The sequence below is a fragment of the Brachybacterium saurashtrense genome, from assembly GCF_003355475.1.
In the GTDB taxonomy this organism is placed as follows: Bacteria; Actinomycetota; Actinomycetes; order Actinomycetales; family Dermabacteraceae; genus Brachybacterium; species Brachybacterium saurashtrense.
In genome coordinates this window covers 1,074,411-1,093,666 of record NZ_CP031356.1, presented here as the reverse complement: position 1 = coordinate 1,093,666, position 19,256 = coordinate 1,074,411, and the positions used below count along the sequence as shown (strand labels likewise).

Below are 19,256 nucleotides of genomic sequence, written 5' to 3'. Positions count from 1 at the left end.
TCAGCCCTGCGGGCCGGCGGCGATGCGATCGGCCTCGATGCGGGCCGACTCGGTGCCGTCGAGATCGCCGATGCGGTGCACGCGCAGCGTGTTCGTGGAGCCGTGCACGCCGGGGGGCGAACCGGCCGCGACGATGACGAGATCGTTCTTCTGCAGGCCCTTCTGCTCCCGCAGCAACTCGTCCACCACGTGAACCATCGCGTCGGTGTCCTTCTGCATCGGGACCAGGTGCGCCTCGGTGCCCCAGGTGAGGGACAGCTGACGGGCCACCTCCGGGTACGGGGTGAGCGACAGCAGCGGGATGGTGGGGCGCAGGCGCGAGAGGCGGCGCGCCGTGTCGCCGGACTCGGTGAAGGTCACCAGGTACTGGGCGGAGAGCTGGTCGCCGATCTCCGCGGCCGCCCGGGTGATCGCACCGCCGCGGGTGTGCGGGATGGTGCCGAGCGGGAGGATGCGGTCCGCGCCGTTCTCCTCGGTGTTGGTGATGATCCGGGCCATCGTGCGCACGGCCTCGAAGGGGTAGGCGCCCACGCTGGTCTCACCGGAGAGCATCACCGCATCGGCGCCGTCGAGGATGGCGTTGGCGCAGTCGGAGGCCTCGGCGCGGGTGGGGCGCGGGCTCTCGATCATCGACTCCAGCACCTGGGTCGCGACGATGACCGGCTTCGCGTTGCGGCGCGCCAGCTCGATCGCGCGCTTCTGCACCAGCGGGACCTGCTCCAGCGGCAGCTCCACGCCGAGGTCGCCGCGGGCCACCATGATGCCGTCGAAGGCACCGACGATCGAGCGCAGGGCGCGCACGGCCTGCGGCTTCTCGATCTTGGCGATGACCGGGACGCGGCGTCCCTCCTCCTGCATGATGCGCAGCACGTCGTCCATGTCGTGCGCGTCGCGCACGAAGGACAGGGCCACCACGTCCGCGCCCAGGCGCAGGCCGAAGCGGAGGTCCGCGATGTCCTTCTCGCTCATCGCCGGGACGGACACGGCCACGCCGGGGAGGTTGATGCCCTTGTTGTTCGAGACCGGGCCGGGCACCTCCACCACGGTGGTGACGTCGGTGTCGGTGACCTCGGTGACCCGCACCGAGACCTTGCCGTCGTCGATCAGCAGGACGTCGCCGGGACGGCAGTCGCCCGGCAGGCCCTTGAAGGTGGTCGACACGCGCTCGCGGGTGCCCTCGACGTCCTCGGTGGTGATCGTGAAGGTCTCGCCGACCTCGAGTTCGTGCGGTCCGTCCACGAAGGTGCCCAGACGGATCTTGGGGCCCTGCAGGTCCACGAGCACGGCCACGTTCTTGCCGAGATCGTCGGAGGCGCGCCGGATGTTCTCGTACACCGCCGCGTGATCGTCGTGCGTGCCGTGGCTGAAGTTCATCCGGGCCACGTTCATCCCGGACTCGATCAGCGTGCGGATCTGCTCGTACGTGTTGGTCGCAGGACCAAGTGTGCAGACGATCTTCGCTTTGCGCATGTCAACCCATCTGTTGTTCGAATGAGGGCCGCGGCCCCTCCCGGGACAGCGCGCGAGCCGCCGCGGGAGGGCCCGCGGCATCGCGTGTTCGGCCCTAGTCTTTCATACTGTGACAGGCTTCTCGCCCGGCGTCACCGGGCGGGGCAGCGCGCTGCTGCCCATCAGGTGCGCGTCCACCGCCGCGGCGCAGGAGCGCCCCTCGGCGATCGCCCACACGATCAGGCTCTGACCTCGGGCGCAGTCGCCCGCGGTGAACACTCCCGGCTCCGTGGTGCTCCAGTCCGCATCGTGCACGATGTTGCCGCGCGAGGTGATCTCCACACCGAGGGACTCGAGCAGGCCCTCGTGGCGCGGGGACGTGAAGCCCATCGCGATGAGCACCAGATCCGCCGGCAGCACCGTCTCGGTGCCCGGGGTGGGCACGCGGGAGCCGTCCACGTACTGAGTGCGCGCCACCTTGAGGCCCGTCACGGTCCCCTCGGCGTCGGTCTCGAACCCGGTGGTGGAGGCGAGGTAGGAGCGGTCGCCGCCCTCCTCGTGGGCCGTGGAGACCTCGAACAGCACCGGGTGGGTGGGCCAGGGCTGCCGCTCGTCCCGCTCCTCGGGCGGCTGGGTGCCGATCGCCAGGGTGGTGACCGACCGGGCGCCCTGGCGCAGCGCGGTGCCGAGGCAGTCCGCGCCGGTGTCGCCGCCGCCGATGATCACCACGTCCTTGCCCTCGGCGCTGATCGGGTCCTCCACCCAGTCGCCCTCCACCAGGCGGTTGGCCTGGGTGAGGTACTCCATCGCGGGATGGATGCCGTGCGCACCGCTGCCCGGGACGTCCAGCGTGCGGGGCACGCTCGCGCCGGTGGCCAGCACCACCGCGTCGAAGCGGGAGCGCAGCTCCTCCACGGACAGCGCGCCCTCGCCGGTGCCGCCCACGTCCACGCCGGTGCGGAACCGGGTGCCCTCGGCGCGCATCTGCCGCAGGCGACGGTCCACGTGGCGCTTCTCCAGCTTGAACTCGGGGATGCCGTAGCGCAGCAGCCCGCCCAGGCGGTCGTCGCGCTCGAGCACCACCACGGAGTGCCCGGCCCGGGTGAGCTGCTGCGCCGCGGCGAGTCCGGCAGGACCGGAGCCCACCACGGCGACCGAGCGGCCGGTGTGCCGCGAGGGCTCCACCGGCTGCACCCAGTCCTCCTCGAAGGCGCGGTCGATGATGGAGACCTCGACGTTCTTGATCGTCACCGGCGGCTGGTTGATGCCCAGCACGCAGCTGGACTCGCACGGCGCCGGGCAGGCGCGCCCCGTGAACTCCGGGAAGTTGTTGGTGGCGTGCAGCCGCTCGCTCGCCTCCCGCCAGTCGTCGCGGTACACCAGGTCGTTCCACTCCGGGATCAGGTTGCCCAGCGGGCAGCCCTGGTGGCAGAACGGGATGCCGCAGTTCATGCAGCGGCCCGCCTGCCGGGAGACGACGTCGAGGGTGCCCTTCTCGCGCGCCTCGTACACCTCGCGCCAGTCCATCAGGCGCAGCGGGACGGGGCGCCGCGCGGGCAGCTCGCGGTCGCGGTAGCGCAGGAATCCGCGGGGATCAGCCATGGGTCGCCTCCAGGATCTCGTTCCAGACATCGTTCGCATCGGGGTCGTTGCCCCGGGCCACCGCGTCCTCCCGGAGCGCGGTGATGGTGAGGAAGGCGCGCGGAGAGATCTCCGTGAGCCGGCCCAGCAGCTCGTCCTCGTCGGCCAGCAGCGCGGCCGCCCGGTCCGAGCCGGTGCGGGCGGCGTGGTCGCGCACCGACTCCAGCACGAACGCGCGGTGCTCCTCGCGCACCGGCGTCACCGAGAAGCCGGCGGCGTCGGCCGGATTCAGGCTGTCGGGGTCGAGGTCGAGCACGAACAGCGTGCCGCCGCTCATGCCCGCGCCGAGGTTGCGCCCGGTGGGGCCGAGCACCACCACCGCGCCCCCGGTCATGTACTCGGCGCCGTGGTCGCCGATGCCCTCGACCACCAGGGTCGCCCCGGAGTTGCGCACGCCGAACCGCTCCCCCACGGAGCCGGCGAGCAGCAGGCGCCCGCTGGTGGCCCCGTAGGCGCAGGTGTTGCCGGCGATCGGGGCGGAGGTGAGGGACGGCTCGGTGCCGCCTCCGTGGCCCACGGCGATGATCCCGCCGGAGAGGCCCTTGCCCACGTAGTCGTTGGCATCGCCGGTGAGGTGCATGCTCACCCCGCGGGGCAGGAAGGCGCCGAAGGACTGCCCGCCGGTGCCCTCGAGGTCCAGCACGATCGCGTCCTCCGCGAGGCCCTCTCCGCCGGTGCGGCGGGTGACCTCGTGGCCCAGCAGGGTGCCGGCGCTGCGCTGCACGTTGCGCACCGTGTCCTGCAGGCGCACCGACGGCGCGTCCCCGTCGATCACCGCCGCGGCGCCCTCGATCCAGGGATGGTCCGGGGCGCGGTCCAGCTGATGGTCCTGGCCGCGGCGCCGGCGGGGGTGGTCCCCCTCGTGGATCGTGGGCGCGGCGAGGATCGCGCCGAGGTCGAGGCCCTCGCGCTTGGCGGCGCCCAGCACGCTCTCGGCCCGCTCGCCCTCGGCGAGCTCCAGCAGGTCGCCGCGGCCGATCGCCTCGTCGAGCGAGCGCAGGCCCAGGGAGGCCAGGTGCTCGCGCACCTGCTCGGCGACGAACTGGAAGAACGCGACCACGTGCTCGGCCTTGCCGGTGAAGCGCTCGCGCAGCTCGGGGTTCTGCGTGGCCACGCCCACCGGGCAGGTGTCGAGGTGGCACACCCGCATCATCACGCAGCCGGCCACGACCAGCGGCGCCGAGGCGAAGCCGTACTCCTCCGCGCCCAGCAGCGCCGCGATCACCACGTCGCGGCCCGTCTTCATCTGGCCGTCCACCTGCACCGTGATCCGGTCGCGCAGACCGTTGAGCAGGAGGGTCTGCTGGGTCTCGGCGAGGCCCAGCTCCCAGGGGGTGCCCGCGTGCTTGAGGGAGTTCAGGGGGCTCGCGCCGGTACCGCCGTCGTGCCCGGAGATCAGCACCACGTCCGCATGCGCCTTGGACACGCCGGAGGCGACGGTGCCCACGCCGAAGCGGGAGACCAGCTTGACGTGCACCCGCGCCGCGGGGTTGGCCGACTTCGCGTCGTGGATCAGCTGGGCGAGATCCTCGATCGAGTAGATGTCATGGTGGGGCGGCGGCGAGATCAGGCCGATGCCGGGCGTGGAGTGCCGGGTGCGGGCGATCCACGGGTACACCTTCTCCGGCGGCAGCTGCCCGCCCTCGCCGGGCTTGGCGCCCTGGGCGATCTTGATCTGGATGTCCTTGGCGAAGGTGAGGTACTCGCTGGTCACGCCGAAGCGGCCGGAGGCGATCTGCTTGATCGCGCTGCGGCGCTCCGGATCCCGCAGTCGCTCGGGATCCTCGCCGCCCTCGCCGCTGTTGGACATGCCGCCCAGGCGGTTCATCGCGATCGCGAGGGTCTCATGGGCCTCCTGGGAGATCGAGCCGTAGCTCATCGCACCGGTCATGAAGCGGCGCGTGATCGACTCCACCGGCTCCACCTCGTCCAGGGGCACGGGCGGCAGTGCGCCGGTGCGCAGGCGCAGCAGGCCGCGCAGCGTCATCAGCTGCTCGTGCTGGTCGTCCACCGCGTCGGTGTACTTGCGGAACTCCTCGTACTGCCGGGTGCGGGTGGAGTGCTGGAGGCGGAACACCGCCTCGGGCGTGAACAGGTGCGGCTCCCCCTCGCGGCGCCACTGGTACTCGCCGCCCACGGGGAGGCTGCGGTGCGCGGGCCGGTCGCCCTCCACGGGGTAGGCGAGGGAGTGACGGGCGGCGGTCTCCGCCGCGATCACCTCGAGGGTGATGCCGCCGATGCGGCTGATGGTGCCGGGGAAGAAGGTGTCCACCAGCTCCTGGGAGAGCCCCACCGCCTCGAAGATCTGGGCGCCGCGGTAAGAGGCCACGGTGGCGATGCCCATCTTGGACATGATCTTCAGGACGCCCTTGCCGAGCGCCTTGTTGAGGTTGGCGACGGCCTGCTCGGGGGTGAGGTCCGCGACCACGCCGCGGTGCACGAGCTCCTCCACGCTCTCCATCGCGAGGTACGGGTTCACGGCGCTGGCGCCGTACCCGATCAGCAGGGCGGCGTGGTGCACCTCGCGCACGTCCCCGGCCTCCACCAGCAGCGCCGCGGAGGTGCGCCGGCCCGTGCGCACCAGGTGGTGCTGCACGGCGCTGGTGAGCAGCAGGGACGGGATCGGCGCCAGCGCATGGTTGGCGTGCCGGTCCGAGAGCACCAGGAAGGTGGCGCCCTCGTCGATCGCGGCCACCGCCTCCTCGCAGATCTGCTGCAGGCGCTGCTCGAGGGCGGCGGTGCCGCCGGCCACGGGGTACAGCCCGCGCAGACGGGTGGTGTGGAGATCCGCGGTGTCCGGGTTCGCGTCCACCGCGACGATCTTCGCCAGCTGGTCGTTGTCGAGGATCGGGAAGCCCAGGGAGAGCTGGCGGGCGTGCAGCGGGGTGGCGTCCAGGAGGTTCCGGGAGCGGCCGATCGCCACGCCCAGGGAGGTGACGATCTCCTCCCGCAGGGAGTCCAACGGCGGGTTGGTCACCTGGGCGAACATCTGGGTGAAGTAGTCGAACAGCAGGCGGGGGCGGTCCGAGAGCACAGCGATCGGGGTGTCGGTGCCCATCGCGCCCAACGGCTCCGCGCCCTTGGCGGCCATCGGGGCCAGCAGCACCCGCAGCTCCTCCTCGGTGTAGCCGAAGGTCTGCTGGCGGCGCACCACCGAGGAGCGGCTGTGGGTGATGTGCTCGCGGGCGGGAAGGTCCGCCAGCTCCACCTTCTGCTCCCGCAGCCAGGTGCCGTAGGGGCGCTCGGTGGCGATCGCCTGCTTGAGCTCGTCGCTGGGGACGATCTCCCCCTCGGCGAGGTCCAGCAGGAAGATCTCCCCCGGGGCCACGCGGCCGGTGCGCACCAGGCTGCTGCGGGGCACGTCGATGAGGCCCGTCTCCGAGCCGAGCACCACCAGGTCCTCGTCCGTGACCCAGTAGCGCAGCGGGCGCAGCCCGTTGCGGTCCAGGCGCGCGCCCACCTGGGTGCCGTCGGTGAAGACGACGGCGGCGGGGCCGTCCCACGGCTCCTGCAGCGCGGCGTGGTACTCGTAGAAGTCCCGCAGCACCGGGTCCATCGAGGAGTCGTTCTCCCACGGCTCCGGGATCAGCATCATCAGCGAGTGGGCGAGGGAGCGGCCGCTGAGGTGCAGCAGCTCGAGCGCCTCGTCCAGGCCCGCGGAGTCGGAGGCGCCGGGCGTGTTCACCGGCAGCAGGCGCGAGAAGTCCTCGCCGAAGACGTCGGTGGACATCGCGCCCTCGGCCGCGCGCAGGCGATTGCGGTTGCCGATCACGGTGTTGATCTCGCCGTTGTGGGCGAGGGTGCGGAAGGGGTGCGCGAGCGGCCAGGCCGGGAAGGTGTTGGTGGAGAAGCGGGAGTGCACGATCGCCAGCTCCGAGGCGAAGCGCGGATCGCGCAGGTCCGGGTAGAACTCGTCGAGCTGGAAGGGGGTGAGCATGCCCTTGTAGACCATCACCCGCGTGGACAGCGAGGGGAAGTAGCCCTCGGTGGAGTGCTCGACGCGGCGTCGCACGGCGAACGCCGCGCGCTCCAGCGCGAGTCCGGTGCGCTCCCCCGCCGCGTCGGCGAGGAACACCTGCACCATGTCCGGACGCACGGCCTCGGCCGACGGGCCCACGAGGCCCTCCGCGACCGGCAGGTCGCGGGTGCCGAGCAGGGTCATGCCCTCCTCCGCGGCGATGTCCGCGAGCACGGTGAGCACCTCGTCCCGCCCGGACCGGTCACGGGGGACGAAGGCGGTGCCGGCGGCGTAGGCGCCGCGCGGGGGCAGGTCGAGACCGCTGACCTCGCGGAGGAAGGCATCGGGCAGCTGCACCATGATGCCGGTGCCGTCGCCGGTGTTCTCCTCGGCGCCCACGGCGCCGCGGTGGTCGAGGTTGCGCAGCGCGGTCAGGGCGTGCTCGACGATCTGGTGGGAGGGTTCTCCGCGGAGGGTCGCGATCATCGCGACGCCGCAGGAGTCCACCTCCGACCCGGGGTGGTAGAGGCCCTGCGGGCCGGGGATCGCGGAGAAGCGGGAGGTGAGGGGGAGCATGACGCTGTGAGCCCTTTCGGGTGGTCGGCCAGTGACGGGGTCGTCGGATCCGGCAGATGCCCGGCCTCCCCCAGGAGCGCCACCCGTCGCGGCGAGCATGCTCGCGCGGGCGGCCTGCTAGGGGCCGGGTGCGGGATCGGAGCCGGGAGAGGGAGGGGTCCCGGACTTCTCGACGTGGTCCTCGTCCGGACCGTTGCCCTCGGTCTGCGCGGGCAGGACGAAGGAGCCGTCGGCCGCGACCACCTCGCCCCCGCGCTGCCGCTTGCGGACGGTGAGCAGCACGAACACGGCGATGCCGACGAGAGCCATGACGATCGCGACCAGGGTGTGGATGCGCATGGGGCCGATCATCATCACCGGCTCGGAGCGGATCGCATCGATCCAGGCGCGGCCGGTGGAGTACAGGGCGACGTACGCCCAGAACACGCGACCGCCGGCCCACTGGTAGCGGCGGCTGAGCAGCAGGAGCACGGCGAGGGCGGCGAGGTTCCACAGCTGCTCGTACAGGAAGGTGGGGTGGTAGGTGCCCGGGGTGCAGCCGCCGATGGTCTGCCCGTTGGTCACGCAGGTGACGTCCCAGGCCCACCAGGCGTCCAGCGGCGGCCCGTAGAGCTCCTGGTTGAACCAGTTCCCGAAGCGGCCCAGCACCTGGGCGATCAGCAGCGTGGGCGCCACGGTGTCCGCCAGCGCGGTGAAGGAGACGCCCTTGTGCCGGGCCATCAGCCACACCGCGACGGCGCCGCCGGCCACCCCGCCGTAGATCGCGAGCCCGCCCTGCCAGATGTACAGCACGGCGAGAGGGTCTCCGTCCGGGCCGAAGAACGGCGCCGGGGAGGTCAGGACGTGCCAGATGCGGGAGCCGACGATGCCGGCCAGCACCGCGACGAACAGGATGTCGAACAGGGTGTCCCCGTCGCCGCCGCGCGCCTGCCAGCGCCGGGTCGCCCACCACATCGCCACCGCGATTCCGGCGAGGATGCACAGGGCGTAGAAATGAATCGTGAGCGGGCCGAGGGAGAGGGCGGAGAGCGGCGGGCTGGGGATCATGTCCGGGTCTCCCCTCAGGTCTCGGTGCGGGCGCGCTCGACGCCGGCGCGCAGATCGTCGGCCACCGCCGCGAGGGCGGTGCGGGACGCCGCGTCGTCTCCCTGGTGCTCCAGGAGCGGTCGCACGAAGGCGGAGCCCACGATCACTCCATCAGCGTAGGCGCCGACCTGCGAGGCCTGTTCACCGTTCGAGACGCCCAGCCCCACGCACACATTGCGGGCACCGGCGGCGCGCGTGCGCTCCACCAGGCCTTCTGTCGCCTCGGAGACGCTCGCACGGGTCCCGGTCACGCCCATCGTGCTGGCCGCGTAGACGAATCCGCGTGTGTGTGAGACCACATGCTCGAGACGGTCGCGGGGCGAGCTGGGGGCCACCAGGAACACCCGGTCCACGGCGTGCTCCTCGCTCGCGGCGATCCAGTCGGCGCCTTCGTCGGGGATCAGGTCGGGCGTGATCACGCCCGCGCCGCCCGCGGCGGCGAGGTCCCGCGCGAAGGCGTCGGGGCCGTAGGCCAGCACCGGGTTCCAGTAGCTCATCACGAGGATCGCCGCGCCGCGGCCGGAGAGCGCCTCGACGGCCTCCAGCACGTGCCGGGTGCGGGTGCCGCCCGCGAGGGCGCTCGCGGCGGCCTGCTGGATCACGGCGCCGTCCATCACCGGATCGGAGTACGGCAGCCCCAGCTCGATCATGTCCGCCCCGTGGTCGATGAGCACGCGGGCGGCCTCGATCGAGCGTGCGAGATCGGGGAATCCCACGGGCAGGTAGCCGATCAGGGCGGCGCGGTGCTCGGCGCGGGCGCGGTCCAGGACGTCCCCGGCGCGCAGGCGGGCGGTGTCGGCGGCGGTCATCGGGTCTCCTCGGCCTGGTCGGGGCTGGTGCGCCGGGCGGCGTCGCGCAGCGCGGAGAGATCGGCGCGGGCGGGGTCGTCCCCCACCAGTCCGAACCAGCGCGAGGCGGTGTCGACGTCCTTGTCCCCGCGCCCGGAGAGGCTCACCAGGATCACGGCGTCCTCCCCCAGCTCGCGTCCCAGCTCCAGCGCGCCCGCGAGGGCGTGCGCGGACTCGATCGCGGGCATGATGCCCTCGGTCATCGACAGCAGCGCGAAGGCCTCCATCGCCGGGCCGTCGTCCACGGCGCGGTACTCGGCGCGCCCGATATCCGCCAGCCAGGCGTGCTCGGGGCCGACGCTCGGGTAGTCCAGCCCCGCGGAGACGGAGTGCGAGGCGATGGTCTGGCCGTCCTCGTCCTGCATCACGAAGCTGCGGGCGCCGTGGAGAACGCCCGGGGTGCCGCCGGTGATGGTCGCCGAGTGCCGTCCGGAGGCGATGCCGTCGCCGCCGGCCTCGCAGCCGATTAGCCGCACCGGCGGGTCGGTGTCGTCGAGGAAGGCGTGGAAGATGCCCATGGCGTTCGAGCCGCCGCCCACGCAGGCCACGACCGCATCGGGGAGACGTCCCACCCGCTCGAGGGTCTGGGCGCGGGCCTCCTCGCCGATGATGCGGTGGAAGTCGCGCACCATCGCCGGGAAGGGGTGCGGACCGGCGACCGTGCCCAGCAGGTAGTGGGTGGTCTCGACGTTCGCCACCCAGTCGCGGAACGCCTCGTTGATGGCGTCCTTGAGGGTGCGCGAGCCCTGCTCGACGGCGACCACGTCCGCGCCCAGCAGGCGCATCCGGGCCACGTTCAGCGCCTGGCGCTCGGTGTCCTCGGCGCCCATGTAGATGGTGCAGTCCAGCCCGAACAGCGCCGCGGCGGTGGCGGTGGCGACGCCGTGCTGGCCGGCGCCGGTCTCGGCGATCACGCGGGTCTTGCCCATCCGGCGGGTGAGCAGGGCCTGGCCCAGCACGTTGTTGATCTTGTGGGACCCGGTGTGGTTGAGGTCCTCGCGCTTGAGCAGGATGCGGGCGCCGCCGGCGAGCTGCGAGAAGCGCGGCGCCTCGGACAGCAGCGAGGGGCGGCCGGTGTACTGCGCCGCCAGGTGCTGCAGCTCGGCGACGAACTCCGGGTCGACGATCGCCTTCTCGTACACCTCGCGCAGCTCGTCGAGCGCCGGCACCAGCGCCTCCGGCAGGAAGCGGCCGCCGAAGTCCCCGAAGTAGGGGCCGCTGGCCGAGCGCAGCGCGGTGCTGGGCCGGGTGAGGTCGGGGACGACGGGGGCGGGATCGGGGGTGCTCATGCCAGAGCTCCTTCCGGCTGGGGACGACCGCGGCGGGGGACGCGGCGGTAGGAGGCAGCCTCGGCGGTGGGATCGCCGGTGGTGACCAGCGCCTCGCCCACCAGCACCGCATCGGCGCCGGCGGCGGCATAGGCCTCGACGTCCGCGACGGAGAGCACGGCGGACTCCCCGATCGCGAGCGGCCCCGCGGGGATGCGGGACAGCAGCGAGGCGGCGCGGGAGAGGTCCACGGAGAGGTCCTTGAGGTTGCGGGCGTTGACACCGAGGAGGTCCGCCCCGAGGGTGAGGGCGCGCTCGAGCTCCTCCTCGGTGTGGGTCTCCACCAGCGCCTGCATGCCGAGCTCCGCGGTGAGGGCGTGGAGGTCGCGCAGCTGGGCGTCGTCGAGGGCGGCCACGATCAGCAGCACCAGGTCCGCGCCGTGCGCACGGGCCTCGTGGACCTGGTACTCCTCGACCACGAAGTCCTTGCGCAGCACCGGCACGTCCACCCGCGCCCGGACGGCGTCGAGATCGGCGAGGCTGCCGCGGAACCGACGCTGCTCGGTGAGCACGCTGATCGCCGAGGCACCGGCGGCGGCGTAGGCGGCGGCGAGCTCGGCGGGCTCGGGGATGTCCGCGAGCGCGCCCTTGGAGGGGCTCGCGCGCTTGACCTCGGCGATCAGCCCCATGGTGGTGCCGTCGCCCGCGAGGTGGGCACGGGCGTCGAGGGCCGGCGCGGCCTCGCGGGCGAGCCGGGCGATCTCCGCCTCGCCCACCAGGGCGCGGCGGGCGGCGAGGTCCTCGCGCACACCGACGATGATGTCGTCGAGCACGGTTCCGGTGGTGGTCACGCAGGCCTCCTGCGGCAGGTCGTCGGGGCGGGGTCGCGCGGTCGGGCCGGGGCGGGGCTCAGCTCAGCCGCCGACGTAGGAGATCGGGGCCAGGAACCAGAACATCGGCAGGTTCCGCAGCACCGAGAAGAGCACCGCGATGCCCACGAGCACGAGCAGCACGGCGCGCGAAGGCATCAGGTCGGTGCGCCGACCGAGCGCGCGACGCACGGTCCACACCGCCATCCCCGCGGCGGCGAGCGGCGCGGCGACGGTGAGCAGGGCGTTGTTGCGCAGGGCGAGCAGCAGGTCGCCGTCGAGCATCGCGTGCACGGCGCGGATCGCGCCGCAGCCGGGGCACTCCAGCCCGGTCAGATGATTGACCAGGCACAGCGGGATATGGGTGCGGAACGGATCGAACACCAGCTGCACCCCCACGGCGAGGGCGAGGCCGGCAACGCCGATCCCGAGCGGGAGCAGGGCGCGCCGGGGTCCGCGGGCGGTGCTGCGGAGCACGGCCTCGCCGTGCTCCGGACGCACCGCGGCGGTCACCTGGCGTCGGCTCCGGCGCCCTGCAGGGAGCGCGCGTTCTTGTCCGCGCTCGCGGCGGCGGTGCGGACGGCCTGCGGATGGCCGTACCCGCGGGGCTGGCCCAGGCCGGCTTTCGAGAGGGCCACGCCGGCGAGCAGAGCGAGCACCACCACGGCAGCGCCCACCCACAGCAGCACGGAGAGGGAGGGGACGACCATCCCCACGGCGATGCCGACGGAGCCCGCGACGATGCCGAGGTTCATGGTCCAGGCGGCCACGGTCTTGCCCTCGTTGTGGTGGGGCGGCGGCGGCACGGTGTAGGTCTTCGGCATAGTCCTTCTCCAGTCAGAGTCCCGGTCAGGCCCATTGTGCCACGCCGCGGGGCGCCGGGCCGCGTCCCGTCCATCGTCGTGGCGGGCGCGTCGGCGCGCCGTGAGCGGGGTCACCGCGCGCCGGGCCCGCCCTCCGCCTCGCCGTCCTCCTGCGGGCCGTGCGGCGGCTCGGTCCCCTCCAGGCTCGGGTCCTCCCCGCGGGTGAGCGCGTCCCACGCGGCGGACGGGTCCTCGGCGGGGTCCGCCGCGGTGCGCACCGCGGCGCTGCGGTAGCGGGTGCGCCGCGGCCAGCGCCCGCCGCGGAGCAGGACGACCATGCCCACCGCCGCCACCAGGACGGCCAGCAGCGCCGCCGCCGCGGGCCACCAGGTGGTCTCTGCGGTGACCGCTCCTCCGGCGACCCCGGTCGCGGAGGTCACCGCGGAGCCGGTCGACGATCCGGGAGCGCGCAGCACCCCGAGCGCGGCGACGGCCGCACCGGCTCCGGCCAGCACCAGGATCGGTGCGGTGAGCAGGCGCAGCCAGGACGAGGAGAGCGAAGTGGCCAGCGACGCGGCGAGGGCCACCAGGGCGAGGGCGAGCACCGCGGGCGCGGCGTCCGCGCCGGGGACCGCCACCTGCTGGGCGGTGCCGGTGAGGTCCGGGGCGGAGGCCTGCACCCAGGTGGCCCGGGAGGCCCCGGCCAGCGCGCCGGAGGCGGCGATGCCGGCGAGCACGGTCAGCCCGCGGCCCGGCCCCCGGCGACGCTCCGGGGCCGGAGCCGGGGTGGCGGGCCGCTCCTCAGGAGGGGTGGGCGTGCTCATGCCGGGCGCAGCGTGTCCGCGGAGGCGACGGCGCGCAGGGCCGCGGCGGCCTTGGACTGGGTCTCGCGGTGCTCCATGGTGGCGTCGGAGTCGGCGACCACTCCCCCGCCGGCCTGCACGTGGGCGGTGCCGTCCTTGAGCACGGCGGTGCGGATCGCGATCGCCATGTCCATGTCCCCGGCGAAGTCGATGTAGCCCACGGTCCCGCCGTACACGCCGCGCCGCACCGGTTCGAGCCGGTCGATGATCTGCATCGCGGAGGGCTTCGGCGCCCCGGAGAGGGTGCCCGCCGGGAACGTGGCGCGCAGCGCGTCGTAGGCCTCGACGTCCTCCCGCAGCCGGCCGGTGACGGTGGAGACGATGTGCTGGATGTGGGAGAAGCGCTCCAGATGCATGAAGTCACGCACCACCACGGTGCCCGGGGCGCAGAACTTCTGCAGGTCGTTGCGGGCGAGGTCCACCAGCATGAGGTGCTCCGAGCGCTCCTTCGGATCGGCCAGCAGCTCCTCGCCCAGGCGCTCGTCCTCCTCAGGATCCGCGCCGCGGGGCCTCGACCCGGCGATCGGATGGGTGGTCGCGGTGCTGCCGTGCACGCTCACCAGAGACTCCGGGCTCGCGCCCACCACGTCGACGGGCTCGCCGTCCGCATCGACCGTGCGCAGCAGGTACATGTAGGGGCTGGGGTTCATGCGCCGCAGCACCCGGTACACGTCCAGCGGGTCCGCCGCGGTGGGCAGGGAGAACCGCTGCGAGGGCACCACCTGGAAGATCTCGCCGTCGACGATGTCGCGCACCGCCTCGCGCACCGCCCGCTCGTACTCCAGGCGCGCGGTGCGCGCCTTCGGCTCCAGCTCGGTGACGGTGTCGTAGACGATCGGGCCGCTGGCCAGCGGGGTGCGCAGGCGCTCCCGCATCGCGTCCAGCCGGGCGAGGGCGTCGTCGTACGCGGCGTCCACGCCCTCGTCGGTGGCGTTGAGGTTCAGGGCGTTGGCGACCAGCACCACGGTGGAGTCGTGGGCGTCGTGGACCACCACGTCCTGGGCGAGCAGCATCGACAGGTCCGGCAGGCCGATCTCGTCCGGCGGGGGGTCCGGCAGCCTCTCCCAGTACCGCACGGCGTCGTAGCCCACGAAGCCCACCAGGCCGCCGGAGAACGGCGGCAGGTGGGGCTGGCGGGCGGCGCGGAAGGCGCCGGCGACCGCGCGCAGGGCCTCGACCGGGCTGCCCGTGGTGGGCACGCCCGCGGGCACGTCCCCGCGCCACACCGCCTCGCCGTCCCGCTCGGTGAGCACGGCCCGTGCCCGGGCGCCGATGATCGAGTAACGCGAGGACTCCCCCTCGCCCGCGGACTCCAGCAGGAAGGTGCCGCGGGGGTCGCCGTCGGCGGTGAGCCGACGGTAGAGGGAGACCGGGGTGTCCTCGTCGGCGAGCAGGCGCATGCTCACGGGGACCACGCGCTGCTGCGCGGCGAGGGCGCGGAAGGTCTCGCGGTCGGGGACGACGGTGCCGAGGGCCTCGCCCTCGCGGCCGCCCACCCGCTCGGGGTACGCCTCGGCGCGGGTCTCCGGCGCGGCGGTGCTCTCGCTCATGGGGTGCGCTCCCTCGGGTCGGTGACGACGACCTCGAGCGCGCCGTCGTCGAAGCAGGTCTCGGTGCCGCGGTGGCAGGCGGCGCCCACCTGGTCCACGCGCACCAGCAGGGTGTCGCCGTCGCAGTCCAGCGCCACGGAGCGCACCCACTGCACGTGCCCGCTGGTGTCGCCCTTGCGCCAGTACTCGCCGCGGGACCGGGACCAGTAGGTGGCGCGGCCGGTGGTGAGGGTGCGGTGCAGGGCCTCGTCGTCCATCCATCCCACCATCAGCACGCGGTCGTCGGCGGCGTCCTGCACCACGGCGGTGACCAGTCCGGCGCCGTCGCGCTTGAGACGGGCGGCGAGGGCGGGGTCGAGCCCGGAGGCGGGGGCGGAGGCGCCCGGTGCGGTGGCGTCGGCCGCAGGGGTGCGCGTCGTGGTGGGGTCGGGCGTGCTCACAGGGCCCGCTCCAGCTCCTCGACGCGGTCCGTGCGCTCCCACGTGAACTCGGGCAGCTCGCGGCCGAAGTGGCCGTGCACGGAGGTCAGCGAGTAGATCGGGCGCAGCAGGTCCAGGGCGTCGATGAGCGCGGCGGGGCGCAGGTCGAAGACCTTCCGCACCGCGGCCGCGATCTGGTGCGAGGGCACGCGGCCGGTGCCGAAGGTCTCCACGTACAGACCCACCGGCTCGGCCACCCCGATCGCGTAGGCGACCTGCACCTCGCAGCGGTCCGCGAGACCGGCCGCGACGATGTTCTTGGCGACCCAGCGCATCGCGTACGCGCCGGAGCGGTCCACCTTCGAGGGGTCCTTGCCGGAGAAGGCGCCGCCGCCGTGGCGCGCCATCCCGCCATAGGTGTCGACGATGATCTTGCGGCCGGTGAGGCCCGCATCGCCCTTGGGCCCGCCCAGCACGAAGCGGCCGGAGGGATTGATGTGGGTGACCACGTCGGTGGTGTCGAGCCCCAGCGCCTCGAGGTCCTCCAGGACGGGGGCGATGACCACCTTGGAGATCGCGGGGGCGAGCTGGCTGTCCAGGTCCACCTCGTCGCTGTGCTGGGTGGAGACCACGATCGCGTCGACGCTGCGGGCCACGCCGTCCTCGTCGTACCCGATCGAGACCTGGGTCTTGCCGTCCGGGCGCAGGTAGGGCAGCACGCCGTCGGTGCGGGCGGTGGAGAGGTTGGCGGTGAGGCGGTGCGCGGCGTGGATCGGCAGCGGCATCAGCTCGGGGGTGTCGCTGCAGGCGTAGCCGAACATCAGGCCCTGGTCGCCGGCGCCGAGCGTGGAGAAGGCCTCCCCGCCCTGGCCGCCGCGGGCCTCGAAGGAGGTGTCCACGCCTTGGGCGATGTCCGGGGACTGCGCGCCGATCGAGACCTCGATGCCGCAGGAGTCCGCGTCGAAGCCCTTCTCCGAGGAGTCGTAGCCGATCCGCCGGATCACGTCCCGCACGATGGTGGCGACGTCGCTGTACCCGGTGGTGCGCACCTCGCCCGCCACGTGGACCAGCCCGGTGGTCACCATCGTCTCCACCGCCACGCGGGCGCCGGTGTCCTGCGCGAGCAGATCGTCGAGGATGGCGTCGGAGATCTGGTCGCAGATCTTGTCGGGGTGCCCTTCGGTGACCGATTCGGACGTGAAGGTGCGCAGCTCGCTGGAGTTCATGAGGCTCAGGGTACTTCCGGCAGGAGGGGGGCGAGGGCGTCGAGCACGGCGTGGGCCACCAGGGTCTTGCTGCCCGTGGCGTGGGCCACGTACTCGCCGTCGCGGTCGAGGATCCGCACGGTGTTCTCGGAGGCCCCGAACACGCCGGCGGTGACGTCGTTGAAGACCAGCAGATCCGCGCCCTTGCGCCGCGCCTTGGCGCGGGCCAGGGACAGGGCGTCGCCGTCCGCTCCCCCGGTCTCCGCGGCGAAGCCGACGATCGCGGGGACGCCGGCGCCGGTCCGTGAGCGCTCCAGCACACTGTGACGCAGGATGTCCTCGGTGCGGCGCAGCGCGATGCCGGGGACGGACTCCGGGGCGGACTCGTCCTTCTTGATCTTGTCGCGGGAGCGCTCGGCGGCGGTGAAGTCCGCGACGGCCGCGGCCATGATCAGGGCGTCCACCGCGCCGCGGTGGGCGGCGACCAGCTCGGCGAGCTCGGCGGCGCTGCCCGCGTCGAGACGCTGCGCGCCGGGCGGGGTCTCCAGGGCCACGTTCGCGGCGGCCAGGCGCACGCGGGCGCCGCGCACCAGGGCGGCGTGCGCCAGCGCCCAGCCCTGGCGCCCCGAGGAGTGGTTGGCCAGGAAGCGCACCGGGTCGAGCTGCTCGCGGGTGCCGCCGGCGCTGATCAGCAGGTCCCGCCCCTCGAGATCGCGGCGCACCGCGCCGTGCTCGTCCCGCGGCGCGGAGAGGGCGGCACGGGCGGCGTCCAGCAGCGCCTCCGGCTCCGGCAGGCGGCCGGGGCCGCTGTCCGGGCCGGTGAGTCGGCCGTCGGCCGGCTCCAGCACGGTCACGCCCCGAGCGCGCAGCAGCGCGACGTTCTCGCGCGTGGCGGGGTGCTCCCACATCTCGGTGTGCATCGCCGGGGCGATGACCACGGGGGCGCGGGTGACCAGCGCGGAGGCCGTGAGGAGGTCGTCGGCCCGGCCCATGCGCAGGCGGGCCACGAGGTCCGCGGTGGCGGGGGCGATCACCAGGAGGTCCGCCTCCTGGCCGAGGCGCACGTGCGCCACCTCGTCCACGTCCTCGAACACGCTGGTGCGCACAGGGTGGTGGCTCAGCGCCTCCCAGGTCGCGGCGCCCACGAACTCGAGCGAGGAGGCGGTGGGGACGACGCGCACGTCCGCCCCCTCACCGACAAGACCGCGCACCAGGTGCGCGGTCTTGTAGGCGGCGATCCCCCCGGCGACGCCCACCAGCACGCGGGCACCGTCGAGGGTGCGCGGCGGGATGCTCATCTCAGCGGCCGTCGGGAGCCGGGATCAGAGCGGGAAGTCGGCGGGCGGGACCTCGGGGGCGTCGTCGCCGAGCAGCAGCGGGGCCGGGGCGTTGGGGTCCGGCTCGTTCTGCGCGGCGTACTCCTCCTCGTCGATCTCGCGGACCGTGAGCAGACCCTCGTCGATCTCGCGCAGCGCGATCGAGAGCGGCTTCTCCTGGTTCTCGACGTCCACCAGCGGGCCGACGAACTCGAGCAGGCCCTCGGAGAGCTGCGAGTAATAGGCGTTGATCTGGCGGGCACGCTGGGAGCTGTACAGCACCAGGGCGTACTTCGAGTCCACCGTCTCGAGCAGACGGTCGATCGGGGGGTTCGTGATGCCTTCGGGCTGGGCGACTGTTCCGGCCACGGATGTCCCTTCGTGAGATATGACGTGCGACGCACCAGGATACGCCCTCGCCCGCGTCGGGGCGAGGGCGGCGGCGGTCGCGATCAGGTGAGGTCGCGCACGCCCACCAGGGCGGCGAGCTCGTCGGCGGCGCGCTCCACGGAGTCGTTGACGATGGTGACGTCGAACTCGCCCTCCGCCGCGAGCTCCACCCGGGCGGTGGCGAGCCGGCGCTCGCGCTCCTCGGCGTCCTCGGTGCCGCGACCCACGAGCCGGTCCACGAGCGTGTCCCAGTCCGGCGGGGCGAGGAACACGAACCGCGCCTCGGGGAGGGTCTCGCGCACCTGGCGGGCGCCGGCGAGATCGATCTCGAGCAGCACCGGGCGCCCCTCGGCGACCTTCTCCTCGACGGGGCCGCGCGGGGTGCCGTACTTGTTGCGCCCGTGCACCACGGCCCACTCGAGCATCTGCCCGGTCTCGAGGAGGGAGGCGAACTCCTCCTCGCTCACGAAGCGGTAGTGCACGCCGTCGACCTCACCCGGGCGCGGGGCGCGGGTGGTCGCGGAGACGGACAGCCAGATCTCCGGGTAGCGGGCGCGGATCGCCGCGGAGACGGTGCCCTTCCCCACCGCGGTGGGGCCTGCCAGAACCGTGACCGGGGCCGGCGCCGTCGCGGCGCCGGCCCCGGTGGTGGAGTCGTTCACTCGGCGAAGTGCGCGACGAGCTTCTCCGCCTGGTGGGAGCCGAGGCCGCGGATCTTGCGAGAGGGCGAGATGCCGATCTCCTCCATGATCTGCTGCGCCTTGACCTTGCCCACGCCGGGCAGGGCCTCCAGCAGGGCGGAGACGCGCAGGCGGCCGACGATCTCGTTGGTCTCGGCCTCGTCGAGGACCTTCTTGATCTCCTCGCCGCGGTGACCGGCGCTGTCCTTGAGGCGCGCCTTGATCGCGGCGCGCTCGCGGCGGGCCTCGGCGGCCTTCTTCAGGGCCTCGGCGCGCTGCTCAGGGGTGAGGGGAGGGAGAGCCACTGTTCTTACCTCTTGTTCTGTCGCTGGTGA

General features: G+C 73.4%; 17 protein-coding genes. All 17 read right to left on the bottom strand.

Annotated elements, in window-relative coordinates; genetic code table 11:
• Entirely contained in the window at positions 1 to 1,470 is a 1,470-nt protein-coding gene (pyk, locus tag DWV08_RS04960) for a pyruvate kinase (protein ID WP_115412778.1), read from the bottom strand.
• 102 nt (positions 1,471 to 1,572) lie between these two features.
• Positions 1,573 to 3,051 carry a glutamate synthase subunit beta gene (locus DWV08_RS04955; protein WP_115412777.1) on the bottom strand — a complete coding sequence of 493 codons (1,479 nt, stop codon included), beginning with the start codon at positions 3,049 to 3,051 and terminating at the stop codon, positions 1,573 to 1,575.
• Complete coding sequence (gene gltB / locus DWV08_RS04950) at positions 3,044 to 7,624, bottom strand: glutamate synthase large subunit (RefSeq protein WP_115412776.1); 4,581 nt, start codon at positions 7,622 to 7,624, stop codon at positions 3,044 to 3,046. The genes DWV08_RS04955 and gltB overlap by 8 nt, the downstream gene beginning before the upstream one ends.
• A 117-nt stretch (positions 7,625 to 7,741) precedes the next feature.
• Entirely contained in the window at positions 7,742 to 8,671 is a 930-nt protein-coding gene (gene lgt, locus DWV08_RS04945) for a prolipoprotein diacylglyceryl transferase (protein ID WP_115412775.1), read from the bottom strand.
• Positions 8,672 to 8,685: 14 nt separating this feature from the next.
• Positions 8,686 to 9,519 (bottom strand): tryptophan synthase subunit alpha, encoded by an 834-nt coding sequence (gene trpA / locus DWV08_RS04940; RefSeq protein ID WP_115412774.1) that lies wholly within the window; start codon positions 9,517 to 9,519, stop codon positions 8,686 to 8,688.
• On the bottom strand, positions 9,516 to 10,847 hold the full coding sequence (gene trpB, locus DWV08_RS04935) for a tryptophan synthase subunit beta (RefSeq protein WP_115412773.1): 1,332 nt from the start codon (positions 10,845 to 10,847) through the stop codon (positions 9,516 to 9,518). Before trpB ends, trpA begins: the two co-directional genes overlap by 4 nt.
• Positions 10,844 to 11,677 carry an indole-3-glycerol phosphate synthase TrpC gene (gene trpC, locus DWV08_RS04930; RefSeq protein ID WP_115412772.1) on the bottom strand — a complete coding sequence of 278 codons (834 nt, stop codon included), beginning with the start codon at positions 11,675 to 11,677 and terminating at the stop codon, positions 10,844 to 10,846. Before trpC ends, trpB begins: the two co-directional genes overlap by 4 nt.
• A 63-nt stretch (positions 11,678 to 11,740) precedes the next feature.
• Complete coding sequence (locus DWV08_RS04925) at positions 11,741 to 12,208, bottom strand: DUF2752 domain-containing protein (protein WP_115412771.1); 468 nt, start codon at positions 12,206 to 12,208, stop codon at positions 11,741 to 11,743.
• Positions 12,205 to 12,519: an HGxxPAAW family protein gene (locus DWV08_RS04920; RefSeq protein WP_115412770.1), complete on the bottom strand. Its 315-nt coding sequence runs from the start codon at positions 12,517 to 12,519 to the stop codon at positions 12,205 to 12,207. The genes DWV08_RS04925 and DWV08_RS04920 overlap by 4 nt, the downstream gene beginning before the upstream one ends.
• A gap of 110 nt (positions 12,520 to 12,629) precedes the next feature.
• Positions 12,630 to 13,322: a Trp biosynthesis-associated membrane protein gene (locus tag DWV08_RS04915; protein ID WP_115412769.1), complete on the bottom strand. Its 693-nt coding sequence runs from the start codon at positions 13,320 to 13,322 to the stop codon at positions 12,630 to 12,632.
• The gene (locus DWV08_RS04910; RefSeq protein WP_162801501.1) at positions 13,319 to 14,911 is read right to left on the bottom strand and encodes an anthranilate synthase component I; all 1,593 of its coding nucleotides are present in this window, start codon (positions 14,909 to 14,911) and stop codon (positions 13,319 to 13,321) included. Before DWV08_RS04910 ends, DWV08_RS04915 begins: the two co-directional genes overlap by 4 nt.
• The gene (hisI, locus tag DWV08_RS04905) at positions 14,908 to 15,351 is read right to left on the bottom strand and encodes a phosphoribosyl-AMP cyclohydrolase (protein ID WP_115412768.1); all 444 of its coding nucleotides are present in this window, start codon (positions 15,349 to 15,351) and stop codon (positions 14,908 to 14,910) included. The genes DWV08_RS04910 and hisI overlap by 4 nt, the downstream gene beginning before the upstream one ends.
• Positions 15,348 to 16,556, bottom strand: a complete 1,209-nt coding sequence (gene metK / locus DWV08_RS04900; protein WP_115412767.1) for a methionine adenosyltransferase — start codon at positions 16,554 to 16,556, stop codon at positions 15,348 to 15,350. The genes hisI and metK overlap by 4 nt, the downstream gene beginning before the upstream one ends.
• A gap of 5 nt (positions 16,557 to 16,561) precedes the next feature.
• Entirely contained in the window at positions 16,562 to 17,833 is a 1,272-nt protein-coding gene (gene coaBC, locus DWV08_RS04895) for a bifunctional phosphopantothenoylcysteine decarboxylase/phosphopantothenate--cysteine ligase CoaBC (protein ID WP_115412766.1), read from the bottom strand.
• A 24-nt stretch (positions 17,834 to 17,857) separates the two neighbouring features.
• Positions 17,858 to 18,220: a DNA-directed RNA polymerase subunit omega gene (gene rpoZ, locus DWV08_RS04890; RefSeq protein ID WP_115412765.1), complete on the bottom strand. Its 363-nt coding sequence runs from the start codon at positions 18,218 to 18,220 to the stop codon at positions 17,858 to 17,860.
• 83 nt (positions 18,221 to 18,303) lie between these two features.
• Positions 18,304 to 18,903, bottom strand: coding sequence for a guanylate kinase (gene gmk / locus DWV08_RS04885; protein ID WP_115412764.1), 600 nt, complete (start codon positions 18,901 to 18,903; stop codon positions 18,304 to 18,306).
• Complete coding sequence (gene mihF, locus DWV08_RS16925) at positions 18,900 to 19,226, bottom strand: integration host factor, actinobacterial type (RefSeq protein ID WP_115412763.1); 327 nt, start codon at positions 19,224 to 19,226, stop codon at positions 18,900 to 18,902. The genes gmk and mihF overlap by 4 nt, the downstream gene beginning before the upstream one ends.
• Positions 19,227 to 19,256 lie beyond the last annotated feature (30 nt).

Bases quoted from the DNA above. Each gene is read 5' to 3' on its own strand.
- DWV08_RS04955 (WP_115412777.1), bottom strand. From the start codon at position 3,051: ATGGCTGATCCCCGCGGATTCCTGCGCTACCGCGACCGCGAGCTGCCC.
- coaBC (WP_115412766.1), bottom strand. From the start codon at position 17,833: ATGAGCATCCCGCCGCGCACCCTCGACGGTGCCCGCGTGCTGGTGGGC.
- DWV08_RS04915 (WP_115412769.1), bottom strand. From the start codon at position 13,322: ATGAGCACGCCCACCCCTCCTGAGGAGCGGCCCGCCACCCCGGCTCCG.
- pyk (WP_115412778.1), bottom strand. From the start codon at position 1,470: ATGCGCAAAGCGAAGATCGTCTGCACACTTGGTCCTGCGACCAACACG.
- lgt (WP_115412775.1), bottom strand. From the start codon at position 8,671: ATGATCCCCAGCCCGCCGCTCTCCGCCCTCTCCCTCGGCCCGCTCACG.
- DWV08_RS04920 (WP_115412770.1), bottom strand. From the start codon at position 12,519: ATGCCGAAGACCTACACCGTGCCGCCGCCGCCCCACCACAACGAGGGC.
- DWV08_RS04910 (WP_162801501.1), bottom strand. From the start codon at position 14,911: ATGAGCGAGAGCACCGCCGCGCCGGAGACCCGCGCCGAGGCGTACCCC.
- trpA (WP_115412774.1), bottom strand. From the start codon at position 9,519: ATGACCGCCGCCGACACCGCCCGCCTGCGCGCCGGGGACGTCCTGGAC.
- metK (WP_115412767.1), bottom strand. From the start codon at position 16,556: ATGAACTCCAGCGAGCTGCGCACCTTCACGTCCGAATCGGTCACCGAA.
- gltB (WP_115412776.1), bottom strand. From the start codon at position 7,624: ATGCTCCCCCTCACCTCCCGCTTCTCCGCGATCCCCGGCCCGCAGGGC.
- trpB (WP_115412773.1), bottom strand. From the start codon at position 10,847: ATGAGCACCCCCGATCCCGCCCCCGTCGTCCCCGACCTCACCCGGCCC.